A 14,234-nucleotide genomic window follows, 5' to 3' on the forward strand; every position below is an offset into this window, starting at 1 on the left:
CATCGGCGGGTTCAGGTTCTCCCGCAGACGCAGGTAGCAGTCCGTCGAGCGGGGCGGAGCCCCGAGGGATGGGACGGGTAGGGGCGGCGGGGGCGAAGAACCGTGGGCGCCCCCCACTCAGCCCTCTTCCCGCACCCCCGCCACCTCCGACAACCGCTCCGCCTCCAACCGCCGCGCGACCGCCGTCTCGTCGTCCCGCCCGGCGAACGCGGCGAGCACCCCCCGAGCCCGCTCCACGGCGGCAGCCCCCCGCCGGAGATCGGCCTCCAGCCACCCCGCCGCGAGCTCCGCGGCCGTACGCGCGTCGAGGAACTCCACCCCGAGGGAGCCGTACACCGACACCGCCCGCTCGACGAATGAGAGCGCCTCCTCGAAGACCGGTCGGAACACGTCGAGTTCCGCGTCCTCGGCCACGGACCGCGCGAGCAGATCGCCGAACTGCCGACACGTCTCGCCGAGTTCCGCGACGATCCGCCGCCGGTTCTCCTCACCGGTCACATCGGACAGGGCGGCCTCGCAGCCCACCACGGCGTCACCCATCAACGCGCGGCCCTCGTCCAGCCCCGCACCGTCCCGCACCGCGTACCAGGCCCGCGCCCGCAGCGCCCGGACGTACCCGTGGACATTCCCCAGCTCGCCCCAGAGATCGACGGCACGCGCGTACGCCCGGTCGGCCTCGGCGGGCAGCCCCGCGCGCGCGAGCGCCTCCGCCGCGAGATGCGCGAGCATGGCGTGGTCGCGCTGCTCGGGCCAGTGCCGGGCGATGTCGGCGGCCCGCAGCCACCGTTCGGCGGCCTCGCGGTGCTCACCCAGCTCGGTGTGGCAGTCGCCGAGCCACCACAGGGCCTGGGCGACGGCCCCGTCCCCGTGCGTCTCGGCGGTGAGATCCGGCAGCGCCGACTCCAGCACCTCGGCCGCCTCCGCCCACCGCCCCAGCCCCAGCAGGAACCCGCCGAGCAGATGCCGGGCCCAGGCACCGAGCGTCGGGCCCTCGCCCGCCTCGTCGGCCCAGTGCGCCGCCTCCAGGGCGTGTGCGGAGGCCTCCTCCACCCGCTCGCCGGCACCGAGCAGCTCGGCCAACTGGAGGTGCAACTGAGCGTGCCCCACCGGCTCCAGATCCGCCCCGCCGTGTTCCAGCGCCGCACGGGCCGCCCGTTCGGCGGTCTCCAGGTCCCCGAGCTGCTGCGCGACCCCGGCGAGCCGGGCCTCGTACTGCACCGCGAACCACGGCAGCCCGGCCGCCACGTACCGCTCCGCGGCCTCCGCGAACAGTTCGGCGGCGGCGGTCGCGTCCCCGCCGCGCGCGGCCAGCTCCCCGAGCATCGCCCGCGCCTCCGCGGCACGCGAGGCCAGCCGTACGTCCTCCGCGCGGCGCGGCTCGACGAACTCCGCCAGCTCCCGCACGGCTGCCTCGGCGGGGGCCACCGCGTCGGTGTCCTCGGCCCCGGCCTCGTGCATCCGCTGCACGAGTATCCGCGCCCGCCCCACCAGCACGGACGCCGTCTGCCGCACACCCGTCCCGCCGTCCGCCCAGAGCGCGAGGATCCGTTCGTACGGCTCGGAGATCAGCTCCAGGGCCGCGTCCGGGTGGCCCGTCAGGGCGTGGACGTTCGCCCCACGCGCGCGTGCCGCCAGCGCCTCACCGGGGTCGCCGGCCTCCTCGTACAGCTCGGCCGCCCGTTCGAAGAGGGAGCGGCCCTCCGGTCCGAGACCGATCGCCTCGTGGTCGACGATCTCCGCGCGGTCCCAGGCGTCCAGCTCCGCGCCCCCGGCCTCGGCGGCACGCGCCACGGCGGCCCAGGCCTCCACGGACCCCGGATGCAGCGCCTCGGACAGCCGCCGCGCCTCGGCGAGGAGAGCGGGCAGGTCGTCCGGGGCGGTGGCGGTCCCCGTCCGCTCCGCGTCGGCCGGCCGCCGGGGCGCAGGCACCGGAACGACGGTCCGCGTCGAGCGCACCCCCAGCGGCAGCCGGTCCAGCAGCGGCGGCCGGTCCATCCGCTCCCGGACCTGCGTGCCGACGTACGCCGTGCCGTTGCGCTCGTCGAAGCGCGCGGCCAGGGAGAGGGCCTCCTCGCGCGCGTGGGAGGCCAGTTCGCGGGCGGTCCAGGTACGCCCGGCGGGACCGGGGACCGTTTGATCGCCGAACCCACGTGCGGTCAGCCGGCCCATGAGCAGGGCCACCACACTCATGAAGTCCAGCTTGCTGCGCGGGTCCCCGGAGTCCGTGAAGTACGCCGGACGCTCGGCCAGCAGCTCCAGGCCGCGCGCCTCGTTGCCGGTCAGGGCACAGAACTCCACGTGGTCCGCGTACGCGCCCCGCATGCTCTCCATGGCCCGCACCAGCCGGAAACCCCGCAGATGGTGGGCCCGCGCCTCGTCCAGGCGCCCCAGGCGCAGCAGCGGCACCAGGGAGGACGCAAGGACGGTGTGCGGCTCGTGGGCGCACGTGTACTCGCCCTCCAGCACCGGCGCCCACAGCTCCAGCGCCTCGGCGTCCTCGCGCCGCCGGGCCCGCCACCAGCCCTGCCCGTGCAGCTCGCACGCGTGACAGTCGGCCATGGTGTCCCGGTCGGCGGCCAGCCACGCCCCATAGGCCCGGTCGGCCCGCGCCAGGTCGCCGATGTGCGCGGCCACACTGAACTCGGCGCTGCGCACGGCCCGTTCCGAGTGTCCGGCGAGCCGGTAGCGGTGCTCCATCTCGCCGAGCCACTTCTCGATGGAGGCGAGCGGGATGTGCGGCTGGTTCAGCATGCCGGCCGACATCCACTTGAACACCCAGTGCAGCGAGTGGATCTCGTACTCGTCGAAGTCCTCCGGGTGCTCGTCCCACAGGCGCAGCAGGCGCGCGAAGGGGACGAACATCTTGTCCTTCTCGGAGCTGTAGTTGTAGACCTTCAGCTGGTGTCCGAGCGCCTCGATCACGGCGAGCGGGACGTTCAGCCTCTCGGCCTGGGTGAGCAGCAGCTCCGCGCGCGCGTTGCGTGCGGGGCCCTCCGGCTGCTCGTAGTTCTCCGCCATGGCCCGGCGCAGCTCGTCGAAGTCCATGGCGTCCATGGCGTCTCTCACGCGCGGCCGTTCCCCTCGGTGTGCGTGGCCCACTCCAGCAGGCCGATGAACGCGCGGTTCAGGAGCGCCGAGTCGGCGGGCCTGAGCGGTCGCTGGGCCATCAGCAGGGCCTGCCCGTACAGGGACTCCGTGGCCGTGCCGATCAGTTCGCGGTCGGACAGGGAACTGATCCGCCGGATCAGCGGGTTGAGATGGTTGAGCACCAGCCGCGCGCGCGGGGCGCCGCTCCGCAGCGAGCCGAGGATGCCCGCCCACAGGTCGTCGGCCTGCTCCTCGGCCTCCGCGCGGGCCTGCTCGTGCCGGGAGGACCGGTCGTCCAGGTGCAGCGCGGGCACCGACAGCGGATGGAAGGCCCGCAGCACGACATCGCACCCCAGGGGGTCGAGCTTGGCCCGCGCGGCCGACAGGAAGCCCGCCAGGGCCAGTTCCTCGTCCGGGTCCAGCGTGTCCAGGTGGGCGGTCACCGTGTCGGCGTCCAGCTCGGCGACCACCGTCCCCGGGCGCACCGACGGCAGCGCCTCGACCAGCTCGCTGTCGTAGGTGTAGCCGCCGTTGATCACCCCCACGCCCTGCGCGGAGGCGATCGGCGCGACCTGGCGGTACTCCTCGACCGTCCGCGTGAAGTGGATCACCGGGTGCCGCTGCGCGAACTCCTCCAGGGACAGCCGTCCGTCGGTCGTCTCGAAGGGGAGCCACGGCAGCATCGTGCGCAGCATCTCCCGGTCGTGCCGCGCCAGGGACTTCACACCCAGGTAGTGCACCGACAGGAAGGCCGCCAGCCGCTCCGGATCACCGGCGGCGAGCCCGGTGAGCCAGCCCCGGATCCGCTCGCCCAGCGCCTCCCGTACGGCCGCCAGGGTCTCGTCCTCGTACAGCGACTCCCGCGACGCCGTGGGCCGCAGACTGTCCGTGTCGAGGACACAGCGCACGAAGAACGCCCAGTCCGGCAGCAGCTGTTCGGCCCGCTCGGTGAGCAGCATGCCCTTCAGATGCACCCGGTGGCTCGCGCGCTGGGCCGGGCTGACGGCGGCCGGCAGGACGTACGCCACACCCCGGATCCCGGCGAGCGGAACGTTCAGCTCTATCGAGTCCAGCGGGGTGAACCCGAACAGGTCGTGACAGTGCCGGGCCAGCGCCACCCGCCGGGTGGTGGGGGAGGGGTACACGCGGTCCCAGGGCGCCGGCAGATCGGTGACCGCCTCGTTGCCCACCCGGACGTCGTACGGCAGCAGCGACCCGAAGTCCCGCGCCAGTGTCAGCACGCGCGCGTGCGAGAGCCATTCGGCCGCTCCGGGCCGCGCGACCAGATACACGGTCGTGCCCGGCTCGGGACGCGCCTCGTCGGGCAGCGTCCGCACGGTGTACGAGCCGTCGTCGGCGGCCGTCCACTCCACGGGCGGCGCGTGAGGCGTACGGGCGCTGCGGCTGACCACGCGGATGCGCTCGGCGACCACGAAGCACGCAAGCAGCCCGATGCCGAACTGTCCCAGGAAGTCCGAGCGGACCTCCTGGATGCCACCGTCGTCGCGCTTGGAACTCCGCCCGATCGTGGCGAGCAGGTCGTGCACATCGGCCTCGGTGAGCCCGATGCCCGAGTCCTCCACCCGCAGCGCGCCGCCCTCGGCGAACAGCCGCACCCGGGCGGGCGCGTCGGGCTGCTCGGCGCGGCGCGCGGTGATCGCGTCCACGGCGTTCTGCAGCAACTCGCGCAGATAGACCTTCGGACTGGAATAGAGGTGGTGCGAGAGAAGATCCACCAGGCCACGCAGATCGACCTGGAAGGTGTGAGGCGACTGGGGTGCCTGAGGAGTCTGGGGTGCCTGGGATGACTGTGAGGTCATTGAATCCATCGTCGCAGCGCCGGTGGGATGGGATTCTGGCGACGGCGGCGGGGTCGGGCGGTCCCGGGAGACGGTGACCGCGGACGGGAGGCGGTACGGACCCTGACACGGCTGGGCCCGGGAGTGCGTCATCCTAGGCGCGAACGACCCGTCTGACCAGCGGATTTCGAGGATGTATACGGCAATGTCAGTGCCGTGGTGTGCAATGGATCTCGTGCCCGCGCTCGAAGAACCGCTCAAGAACACGCTCGGCGCCGCCACCGCGAAGGTGATGGCCGAGCACCTCGGCCTGCACACCGTCGGGGACCTGCTGCATCACTATCCCCGCAGGTACGAGGAGCGCGGCCAGCTCACCCACCTCGCCGACCTGCCCATGGACGAGCACGTCACGGTGGTCGCCCAGGTCGCCGACGCCCGTCTGCACACCTTCGCCTCCGCCAAGGCCCCCCGGGGCAAGGGCCAGCGCCTCGAAGTCACCATCACGGACGGCAGCGGCCGCCTCCAGCTCGTCTTCTTCGGCAACGGCGTGCACAAACCCCACAAGGACCTCCTTCCCGGCACCCGCGCCCTCTTCGCCGGCAAGGTCTCCGTCTTCAACCGCCGCCTCCAACTCGCCCACCCGGCCTACGAACTGCTGCGCGGCGACGACGTCACGGAGACCGTCGACACCTGGGCCGGCGCCCTCATCCCGATCTACCCGGCCACCGCCAAGCTGGAGTCCTGGAAGATCGCCAAGGCGGTCCAGACGGTCCTCCCGAGCGCCCAGGAGGCCGTGGACCCCCTCCCCGACTCCCTGCGCGAGGGCCGGGGCCTGGTCTCGCTCCCGGAAGCCCTCCTGAAGATCCACCGCCCCCACACCAAGGCCGACAAGGACAGCGCCCGCGACCGCCTCAAGTGGGACGAGGCCTTCGTCCTCCAGGTCGCCCTCGCCCGTCGCCGCCACGCCGACGCCCAACTCCCCGCCGTCGCCCGCCGCCCCGCCCCCGACGGCCTGCTCACCGCCTTCGACGCCCGCCTCCCGTTCACTCTCACCGAGGGCCAGCAGAAGGTCTCCAAAGAGATCTTCGACGACCTCGCCACGGAACACCCGATGCACCGGCTGCTCCAGGGCGAGGTGGGCAGCGGCAAGACCCTGGTGGCCCTCCGCGCCATGCTCGCCGTCGTCGACGCGGGCGGTCAGGCGGCCATGCTCGCGCCCACCGAGGTGCTCGCTCAGCAGCACCACCGGTCGGTGACCGAGATGATGGGGGAGCTGGCCCAGGGCGGGATGCTGGGCGGGGCCGAGCACGCCACCAAGGTGGTGCTGCTCACCGGGTCCATGGGGGCCGCGGGCCGCCGGCAGGCACTGCTGGACCTGGTCACCGGCGAGGCCGGGATCGTCATCGGCACGCACGCGTTGATCGAGGACAAGGTGCAGTTCCACGACCTGGGCCTGGTCGTTGTGGACGAGCAGCACCGCTTCGGCGTGGAACAGCGCGACGCCCTGCGCGGCAAGGGCAAACAGCCGCCCCACCTCCTCGTCATGACGGCCACCCCCATCCCGCGCACGGTCGCCATGACCGTCTTCGGCGACCTGGAGACCTCCGTCCTCGACCAGCTCCCCGCCGGCCGTTCCCCCATCGCCAGTCATGTCGTCCCGGCCGCCGACAAGCCCCACTTCCTCGCCCGCGCCTGGGAGCGCGTCCGCGAGGAGGTGGAGAACGGCCATCAGGCGTACGTCGTCTGCCCCCGCATCGGGGACGAGGAGGACGACCCGAAGAAGACCGGAAAGAAGGCCCCCGAGGACGAGGCCGAGAAGCGCCCGCCGCTCGCCGTCCTCGCCATCGCCGACCAGCTGACCAAGGGCCCGCTCCAGGGCCTCAGGGTCGAGGTCCTGCACGGCCGGATGCACCCCGACGACAAGGACGCGGTCATGCGCCGCTTCGCCGCCGGTGAGACCCATGTCCTGGTCGCCACCACGGTCATCGAGGTCGGCGTCAACGTCCCGAACGCCACGGCCATGGTGATCATGGACGCCGACCGCTTCGGCGTCTCCCAGCTCCACCAGCTCCGCGGCCGGGTGGGCCGGGGCTCCGCCGCCGGCCTCTGCCTCCTGGTCACCGAGATGCCCGAGGCGAGCGCGGCCCGTCAGCGGCTCAACGCCGTCGCCTCCACCCTCGACGGCTTCGAACTCTCCCGCATCGACCTCGAACAACGCCGCGAGGGCGACGTCCTCGGCCAGGCCCAGTCCGGCGCCCGCACCAGCCTCCGCATGCTCACCGTCATCGACGACGAGGAGATCATCGCGGAGGCCAGGGAGGAAGCGGCTGCGGTGGTGGCCGCCGACCCGGACCTGAAGACCCTCCCGGGCCTGCGCACAGCCCTGGACGCCCTCCTGGACGAGGAGAGGGAGCAGTACTTGGACAAGGGGTAGAGACTGCTTCTCCGACGCGGACCGAGGGCAGCCGCCGCTTTCCGCGGGGGCGGCGGGAAACTGCGCGACCAGCCACGACGGACCCGCAGTCGCCCATGCTGATCAGGAGGCACCCCACCGGGCGAATCCTCCGCCGACCCGCAGTCGCCCACGGCGGAACGCACCCCGCACCTCCGCCTGCGAAACTGGACCCGTCGCCGCCCCCTCCACCAAGGACCCGACATGACCCGCGTGATCGCCGGCGCAGCCGGCGGACGCCGCCTGGCCGTCCCGCCGGGCAACGGCACCCGCCCGACGTCCGACCGCGCACGCGAGGGCCTCTTCTCCACCTGGCAGGCCCTCCTCGGCGGCCCCCTGGACGGCGAACGGGTCCTCGACCTGTACGCCGGCTCGGGCGCCGTCGGCCTGGAGGCCCTCTCCCGGGGCGCCGCCCACACCCTCCTCGTCGAGGCCGACGCGCGCGCGACCCGCACGATCCGGGACAACGTCAGATCACTCGGCCTCCCCGGCGCCGAGGTGAGACCGGGCAAAGCGGAGCAGATCATCCAGGGCCCGGCGCCGGACGACCCGTACGACCTCGTCTTCCTCGACCCCCCGTACGCCGTCGCCGACGACGATCTTCGCGAGATCCTCCTCACACTCCGTGCCGGGGGCTGGCTCGGGGAGGAAGCCCTCGTCACCGTGGAGCGCAGCACCAGAGGCGGTGAGTTCGCCTGGCCGACCGGTTTCGAAGCCCTCAGGGCCCGTCGCTACGGCGAGGGAACGTTTTGGTACGGTCGCGCCGCCGCTACGTGCGAAGACGCACGATGACCGGACCGGAGATCGAGGGAGCCCAAGTGCGCCGTGCCGTCTGTCCCGGGTCGTTCGACCCCATCACCAACGGACACCTCGACATCATTGGCCGCGCCTCCAAGCTGTACGACGAGGTCTATGTCGCGGTGATGATCAACAAGTCCAAGAAGGGCCTCTTCGAGGTCGAGGAGCGGATGGAGCTGATCCGCCAGGTCACCACCGAGTACGCGAACGTACGCGTGGAGGCCTTCCACGGCCTGCTCGTCGACTTCTGCAAGCAGCGCGACATCCCGGCCATCGTCAAGGGCCTGCGCGCCGTCAGCGACTTCGACTACGAACTCCAGATGGCCCAGATGAACATCGGCCTGTCGGGCGTGGAGACCCTCTTCGTCCCCACCAACCCCACCTACAGCTTCCTGTCGTCCTCCCTGGTCAAGGAGGTCGCCACCTGGGGCGGCGACGTCTCCCACCTGGTGCCCCCGCTCGTCCTCGAAGCCCTCGGCGAGCGCCTGAAGCGGGACTGAGCGGACGCAGGTCCCCCGCTGGCCGTACAGTCGACCCGACCGTCTCCAACACAGTCGTAGAGAGTGGCGAGCACACGGTGGACCACACGGTGGACGTGCAGAAGAAGCTCGACGAGATCGTCTCGGTGGTCTCCGGCGCCCGATCCATGCCCATGTCGGCCTCGTGCGTGGTCAACCGCGCCGAACTGCTCTCCCTCCTCGACGAGCTGCGCGGCGCCCTGCCCGACTCCCTCGCGCAGGCCCAGGAGTTGATCGGCGACCGTGACCACATGGTCGAGCGGGCCCGCCTGGAGGCCGAGCGGATCATCGAGAACGCGCACGCCGAGCGCGGCTCCCTGATCTCCGACACCGAGGTCGCCCGCCGCTCCCAGAACGAGGCCGACCGCATCCTCACCGAGGCCCGCCAGGAGGCCGAGGACGTCCGCGCCGAGGCCGACGACTACGTCGACTCCAAGCTCGCCAACTTCGAGGTCGTCCTCACCAAGACCCTCGGCTCGGTGGGCCGTGGCCGCGAGAAGCTCCTCGGCACGGGCCCCGGCCTCGACGAGCAGGGCTACGAGGATGAGGACGCCCCCGAGCGCAGTCACGACCCCGAGACCCTGCGCCGCGACGCCGACTCCTATGTGGACGCCAAGCTCGGGGCCTTCGAGGCGGTCCTCGCCAAGACCCTGGAAGCCGTCGGCCGGGGCCGCCAGAAGCTCCACGGCCGTATCGCCACCGACGACCTGGGCGCCCTCTCCCTGAACGACGACGGCACCTCCCCGCAGCTCACCAGCGACGCCGACTACCTGGCCGGGCTCGCCGACCTCTCCGACGCCCCCGCGCAGCAGTCCCGCGCGGTCCCGGAACAGCAGTCGTACGGGCAGCAGCAGGACGCGTACCAAGCGACGGCGTACCAGCAGGATCCGTACGGCGGCTACCAGCAGCAGTACGCCCAGCCCCAGCAGGCCGCCGACCCCTACGGCTACCAGCAGGCCGACCCGTACGCGGCGGGCTACCCGCAGCAGCCGGCGTACGACCCGAACCAGCCGCACCAGGACCAGCAGGGCCACCAGGAACCGCAGGATCACCAGGGGTACGCGCAGCCGCAGGCGAACGTGCTCGACGAGACCAGCCTCTTCGACACGACCATGATCACGGCGGAGCAGCTGCGCCGCTACGAACAGGGCCGCTGACAGCGGATTGGGCCGAGAGCGAAAGGTCCAGTATCCTGGCTCTTCGGTCGTGTGTACGTCCGCGATCAACGCTGCCCGGGAACGTAGAAGGGCGGCGTCCTCAAGCTTCAAGATCGAAAGCAGGAATGGCCCTGAACGCCCGCCTCGACCACCGCAACCCTCTCGTGTTCGACACACACGAGCTGGGGCGGCGTCCTGGCGCGCTGCAGCGCCTGACCCGTGAGATCGACGCCCCCAAGGATCTCGGGATCCAGGGAGTGATCGGGGTGCCGGAAGGCGCCCCGGTGGAGCTCGGGCTCCGTCTGGAGTCGGTCATGGAAGGTGTGCTTGTCACAGGCACCGCCCGTGCACGCGCCAAGGGGGAGTGCGTAAGGTGTCTGGAGCCGCTGGAGCTGGAGCTCGAAGCGGAATTCCAGGAGATGTTCTCGTACCCTGACGCCGACGACCGGGGCCGCCCCAAGGCGGAACCGGCCGACGACGCCGAGGAAGACGAGGACAGGCTCTTCATCGAGGACGGCCTGTTCGACCTCGAACCCGTGCTGCGCGATGCGGTGGTGCTCGCACTGCCGATGCAGCCGGTGTGCCAGGACGACTGCCCCGGCCTGTGCTCCGAGTGCGGAGTGCGGCTGGCGGACGACCCGGACCACCACCATGACGCCGTCGACATCCGTTGGGCGGCACTGCAGGGACTCGCCGGTTCACTCGAAGATGGCGAGAAGGACGAGATCAGCGGCGCCGAAACCGGTGTCGACGAGAAGCAGGAGAAGTAGCCGTGGCTGTTCCGAAGCGGAAGATGTCGCGCAGCAACACGCGCCACCGCCGGTCGCAGTGGAAGGCTGCGGTCCCCACCCTGGTTGCGTGCGAGCGCTGCCACGAGCCCAAGCTGCAGCACATCGCGTGCCCGTCTTGCGGCACCTACAACAAGCGCCAGGTCCTCGAGGTCTGAGCGGCTGGTGAGAGGCTCTATGTCTGACGCCAAGGCGGAGACCAACGCCAAGAAAAAGGCGGAGAACACAGCCTCGTCCCACACGCTTCTGGAAGGGCGGCTCGGCTACCAGCTCGAGTCCGCCCTTCTGGTGCGTGCACTGACCCACCGTTCGTACGCGTACGAGAACGGCGGTCTGCCCACCAACGAGCGCCTGGAGTTCCTCGGGGACTCCGTCCTCGGCCTCGTGGTCACGGACACGCTGTACCGCACCCACCCCGACCTGCCCGAAGGCCAACTGGCCAAGCTGCGGGCCGCGGTGGTCAATTCTCGTGCGCTGGCGGAGGTGGGCCGCGGGCTCGACCTCGGCTCCTTCATCCGGCTCGGCCGGGGTGAAGAGGGCACAGGTGGCCGGGACAAGGCATCCATCCTCGCCGACACCCTCGAAGCGGTGATCGGCGCGGTCTATCTCGACCAGGGGCTCGACTCGGCGGCGGAGCTGGTGCACCGCCTGTTCGACCCGCTGATCGAGAAGTCCTCGAATCTCGGAGCCGGCCTGGACTGGAAGACCAGCCTCCAGGAGCTCACCGCGACCGAGGGGCTCGGCGTGCCCGAGTACCTGGTCACGGAGACCGGCCCCGACCATGAGAAGACCTTCACCGCTGCCGCCCGCGTCGGAGGCGTCTCGTACGGCACCGGCACCGGCCGCAGCAAGAAGGAAGCGGAGCAGCAGGCGGCCGAGTCCGCCTGGCGTGCGATTCGCTCCGCGGCGGACGAGCGGGCGAAGGTGGCGGCGGCGGAGGCCGCGGCCGTCGTGCCTGACGAGCCCGCCGAGACTCCTTCGGACGCGGCCCCGGCCTGAGGTCTTACCGGGGGCTGCCGCCCCCAGACCCCCGAGAGGGGATGAAGGGGCGGCAGCGGTTCGTCGTCGCGTGCAGGTCCTTCGTGGCTGGTCGCACAGTTCCCCGCGCCCCTGAAAGACACGGCCCTGCGGGCCGAAAAGCAAGGGGCGCAGCCCCTGCTTCTCAGGGGCGCGGGGAACTGCGCGACCAGCCACAACCCACCCGCAGCCACCCCACGACATCAACCACCCCCCACCCCCCCCGCCCAACCTCCGGAGGACCCCGTGCCAGAGCTCCCCGAGGTCGAGGTCGTACGGCGGGGCCTCGCACGCTGGGTCGCGCACCGCACCGTCGCCGATGTCGAGGTGCTGCACCCCCGGGCGATCCGCCGACACCTGGCCGGCCCGGAGGACTTCGCGCTGCGGCTGAAGGGCCACCGCATCGGAGAACCCAGCCGGCGGGGCAAGTATCTGTGGCTGCCCGTGGAGGACACCGGGACCGCCGTCCTCGCCCACCTCGGCATGAGCGGCCAACTGCTGGTGCAGCCGCACGAGACGGCCGACGAGAAGCACCTCAGGATCCGCGTCCGGTTCACCGACGACCTCGACACCGAACTCCGGTTCGTCGACCAACGCACCTTCGGCGGACTGTCGTTGCACGACACCACCCCCGACGGTCTGCCGGACGTCATCGCGCACATCGCCCGTGACCCCCTCGACCCGCAGTTCGACGCGGAGGCCTTCCACCAGGCGCTGCGACGCAAGCGGACGACCATCAAACGGGCCCTGCTCGACCAGTCGTTGATCAGCGGGGTCGGCAACATCTATGCCGACGAGGCGCTGTGGCGGGCGCGCATCCACTACGAGCGCCCCACCGCCGGCTTCACCCGCCCCCGCACCACCGAACTCCTGGGCCACGTACGGGACGTGATGAACGCGGCGCTCGCGGTGGGCGGCACGAGCTTCGACAGCCTCTACGTCAACGTGAACGGCGAGTCGGGGTACTTCGACCGCTCGCTGGACGCGTACGGCCGGGAGGGGCTGCCCTGCCGCCGCTGTGCCACGCCGATGCGGCGGCGGCCGTGGATGAACCGGTCCAGCTACTTCTGCCCGACGTGTCAGCGGGCGCCGCGCGTCTCGTCGTAACGCTCGCGGGCCCGGAGCACGTCCTCCATGCGGTCCTCCACGCAGGTGATGAGGGACAGCAGGCGCTCGGAGACCTCGCGGCCGAGCGGAGTGAGGGTGTAGTCGACGCGGGGCGGGTTGGTGGGCTGGGCCTCGCGGTGCACCAGGCCGTCGCGCTCCAGGGCGTGCAGCGTCTGGGAGAGCATCTTCTCGCTGACACCGTCGACGCGGCGCCGCAGCTCGTTGAAGCGGAGCGAGCCCTCGTGCAGCGCGCCCATCGTGAGCACACCCCAGCGGCCCGTGACGTGCTCCAGGGTGCCGCGTGACGGACAGTTCCTGGCGAACACGTCGAAGGCCAGGTCGTCGACGTTCACGGCGTCCGCGCACGCGGAGGCCTGCGCGGGCGTCACGGCGGTCTGCGCGGCTGATTCCATACGTCGAGAATACTCCGGCACAGCGCTAACCAGAAGGTTGCACTAACTCCTGGTTAGCGAAATCTGCGTCCCCGGTGGTGGCTAGTAGCCGAAGTCCTGCGTCCACCACGGTCCGCCGTCGCCCAGGTGGACGCCGACGCCGAGGGTCTTGAAGTCGCAGTTCAGGATGTTCGCCCTGTGGCCGGGGCTGTTCATCCAGGCCTCCATGACCGCCTCGGCGGTGGCCTGGCCGCGGGCGATGTTCTCGCCGCCGAGGCCGGTGATCCCGAGGGCGGCCGCGCGGTCCCACGGGTCGTCGCCGTCGGGGTTGGTGTGGTCGAAGAAGCCGCGCAGGGCCATGTCCGCGCTGAAGATCTCGGCCAGCTTCGCCAGGTCGCTGTCGGCCGCGACCGGCTTGCAGCCCGCCTTGGCCCGCTCCTCGTTGACCAGCAGGAGGACCGCGGCCTCGGCCTGGGTCTCCGCGGAGATCTCCACCGGGGGAGTGGTCTTCTTGTCGTTCCCCTTCTCCTTGGTGGGCTCGGCGGACGGCTTCTTGGTCTTCTGCGAGCCGGCGCCCTTGCCCGCCTCCTCGGAGGGCTTCTTCTCGGACGGCGTCTTCGAGGGGGACGGGGTGTTCGACGGCGAGGCCTCGCGCTCGGCGTCACGGCTGGTGGACTCGTCCTCGCGCTGTTCCTGCGCGGCGCCGTCCGTACCGCCCTGCTGGGTCGCCGCACCCGTCGGGGAGCCGGCGGGAACCACCGTCTCGTTGCTGTTGCCCCCGCTGACCGCGTACTTGTCGCCACCCGGCAGCACTCCGGTCGCCACCGCGACGGTACCGAGGGCGACGGCGGCGGACACACCGAGCAGACCGGTCTTCACAGGAGTCACGGTCCGCTTCTTACGGCGGCGCGAACCACCGGCGCGCGAGGCGGCCTGGGCGTCGGCCTCCAGGACGGCGGCGAACCCGTACAGGTTCTCCGGGCCGTAGTGGGGCTCCTCGGCAGCGAAACCCGTGTCCGTGACCCCGGCGGCGCGGCCCCCCCTGGCGGCGCGGCCGGCGGCGGAGCGTCGGTGGCGTCCCATGTCTTGGCCTTCCTCGTCCTTGCGTGTCCTGCGGTC

Annotated in this window: 12 protein-coding genes; 8 read left to right on the plus strand and 4 right to left on the minus strand. The window is 71.7% G+C overall.

From position 1 onward, the window contains the following. Positions 1-117: 117 nt before the first annotated feature. Both ABT147_RS18340 and ABT147_RS18345 read right to left on the minus strand, forming a co-directional pair. Positions 118-3,045, minus strand: coding sequence for a tetratricopeptide repeat protein (locus tag ABT147_RS18340; protein ID WP_351407473.1), 2,928 nt, complete (start codon positions 3,043-3,045; stop codon positions 118-120). Positions 3,046-3,062: 17 nt separating this feature from the next. Further along, positions 3,063-4,916, minus strand: coding sequence for an HSP90 family protein (locus ABT147_RS18345; protein WP_351407151.1), 1,854 nt, complete (start codon positions 4,914-4,916; stop codon positions 3,063-3,065). Positions 4,917-5,112: 196 nt separating this feature from the next. Between ABT147_RS18345 and recG the strand changes: the two genes are divergently transcribed. From recG to mutM, 8 genes are all read left to right on the plus strand, one after another. Further along, positions 5,113-7,320 (plus strand): ATP-dependent DNA helicase RecG, encoded by a 2,208-nt coding sequence (gene recG, locus ABT147_RS18350; protein WP_351407153.1) that lies wholly within the window; start codon positions 5,113-5,115, stop codon positions 7,318-7,320. 177 nt (positions 7,321-7,497) lie between these two features. Then, on the plus strand, positions 7,498-8,130 hold the full coding sequence (rsmD, locus tag ABT147_RS18355; protein WP_351407476.1) for a 16S rRNA (guanine(966)-N(2))-methyltransferase RsmD: 633 nt from the start codon (positions 7,498-7,500) through the stop codon (positions 8,128-8,130). Between the two features lie 26 nt (positions 8,131-8,156). Next, entirely contained in the window at positions 8,157-8,636 is a 480-nt protein-coding gene (gene coaD, locus ABT147_RS18360) for a pantetheine-phosphate adenylyltransferase (protein ID WP_351407478.1), read from the plus strand. Between the two features lie 89 nt (positions 8,637-8,725). Continuing rightward, the gene (locus ABT147_RS18365) at positions 8,726-9,811 is read left to right on the plus strand and encodes a cell division initiation protein (RefSeq protein WP_351407480.1); all 1,086 of its coding nucleotides are present in this window, start codon (positions 8,726-8,728) and stop codon (positions 9,809-9,811) included. A 125-nt stretch (positions 9,812-9,936) separates the two neighbouring features. Further along, positions 9,937-10,581 carry a YceD family protein gene (locus tag ABT147_RS18370; protein WP_351407155.1) on the plus strand — a complete coding sequence of 215 codons (645 nt, stop codon included), beginning with the start codon at positions 9,937-9,939 and terminating at the stop codon, positions 10,579-10,581. 2 nt (positions 10,582-10,583) lie between these two features. Continuing rightward, positions 10,584-10,757 carry a 50S ribosomal protein L32 gene (gene rpmF, locus ABT147_RS18375; protein WP_007493396.1) on the plus strand — a complete coding sequence of 58 codons (174 nt, stop codon included), beginning with the start codon at positions 10,584-10,586 and terminating at the stop codon, positions 10,755-10,757. 19 nt (positions 10,758-10,776) lie between these two features. After that, positions 10,777-11,598 carry a ribonuclease III gene (gene rnc, locus ABT147_RS18380; RefSeq protein ID WP_502983111.1) on the plus strand — a complete coding sequence of 274 codons (822 nt, stop codon included), beginning with the start codon at positions 10,777-10,779 and terminating at the stop codon, positions 11,596-11,598. A 264-nt stretch (positions 11,599-11,862) separates the two neighbouring features. Next, entirely contained in the window at positions 11,863-12,723 is an 861-nt protein-coding gene (gene mutM / locus ABT147_RS18385; RefSeq protein ID WP_351407160.1) for a bifunctional DNA-formamidopyrimidine glycosylase/DNA-(apurinic or apyrimidinic site) lyase, read from the plus strand. Here the strand turns inward: mutM and ABT147_RS18390 are convergent. Further along, positions 12,696-13,136, minus strand: a complete 441-nt coding sequence (locus ABT147_RS18390) for a winged helix-turn-helix transcriptional regulator (protein ID WP_351407163.1) — start codon at positions 13,134-13,136, stop codon at positions 12,696-12,698. The two genes, mutM and ABT147_RS18390, sit on opposite strands and share 28 nt — an antisense overlap. Positions 13,137-13,217: 81 nt before the next feature. Continuing rightward, entirely contained in the window at positions 13,218-14,198 is a 981-nt protein-coding gene (locus ABT147_RS18395) for a CAP domain-containing protein (protein ID WP_351407165.1), read from the minus strand. Between the last annotated feature and the right edge of the window lie 36 nt (positions 14,199-14,234).

Origin of the sequence: Streptomyces sp. NPDC001868, assembly GCF_040297125.1 — a bacterium.
Classification (GTDB): Bacteria; Actinomycetota; Actinomycetes; order Streptomycetales; family Streptomycetaceae; genus Streptomyces.

Bases quoted from the DNA above. Each gene is read 5' to 3' on its own strand.
- ABT147_RS18340 (WP_351407473.1), bottom strand. From the start codon at position 3,045: ATGGACTTCGACGAGCTGCGCCGGGCCATGGCGGAGAACTACGAGCAG.
- ABT147_RS18345 (WP_351407151.1), bottom strand. From the start codon at position 4,916: ATGGATTCAATGACCTCACAGTCATCCCAGGCACCCCAGACTCCTCAG.
- recG (WP_351407153.1), top strand. From the start codon at position 5,113: ATGGATCTCGTGCCCGCGCTCGAAGAACCGCTCAAGAACACGCTCGGC.
- ABT147_RS18370 (WP_351407155.1), top strand. From the start codon at position 9,937: ATGGCCCTGAACGCCCGCCTCGACCACCGCAACCCTCTCGTGTTCGAC.
- rnc (WP_502983111.1), top strand. From the start codon at position 10,777: ATGTCTGACGCCAAGGCGGAGACCAACGCCAAGAAAAAGGCGGAGAAC.
- ABT147_RS18390 (WP_351407163.1), bottom strand. From the start codon at position 13,136: ATGGAATCAGCCGCGCAGACCGCCGTGACGCCCGCGCAGGCCTCCGCG.
- ABT147_RS18395 (WP_351407165.1), bottom strand. From the start codon at position 14,198: ATGGGACGCCACCGACGCTCCGCCGCCGGCCGCGCCGCCAGGGGGGGC.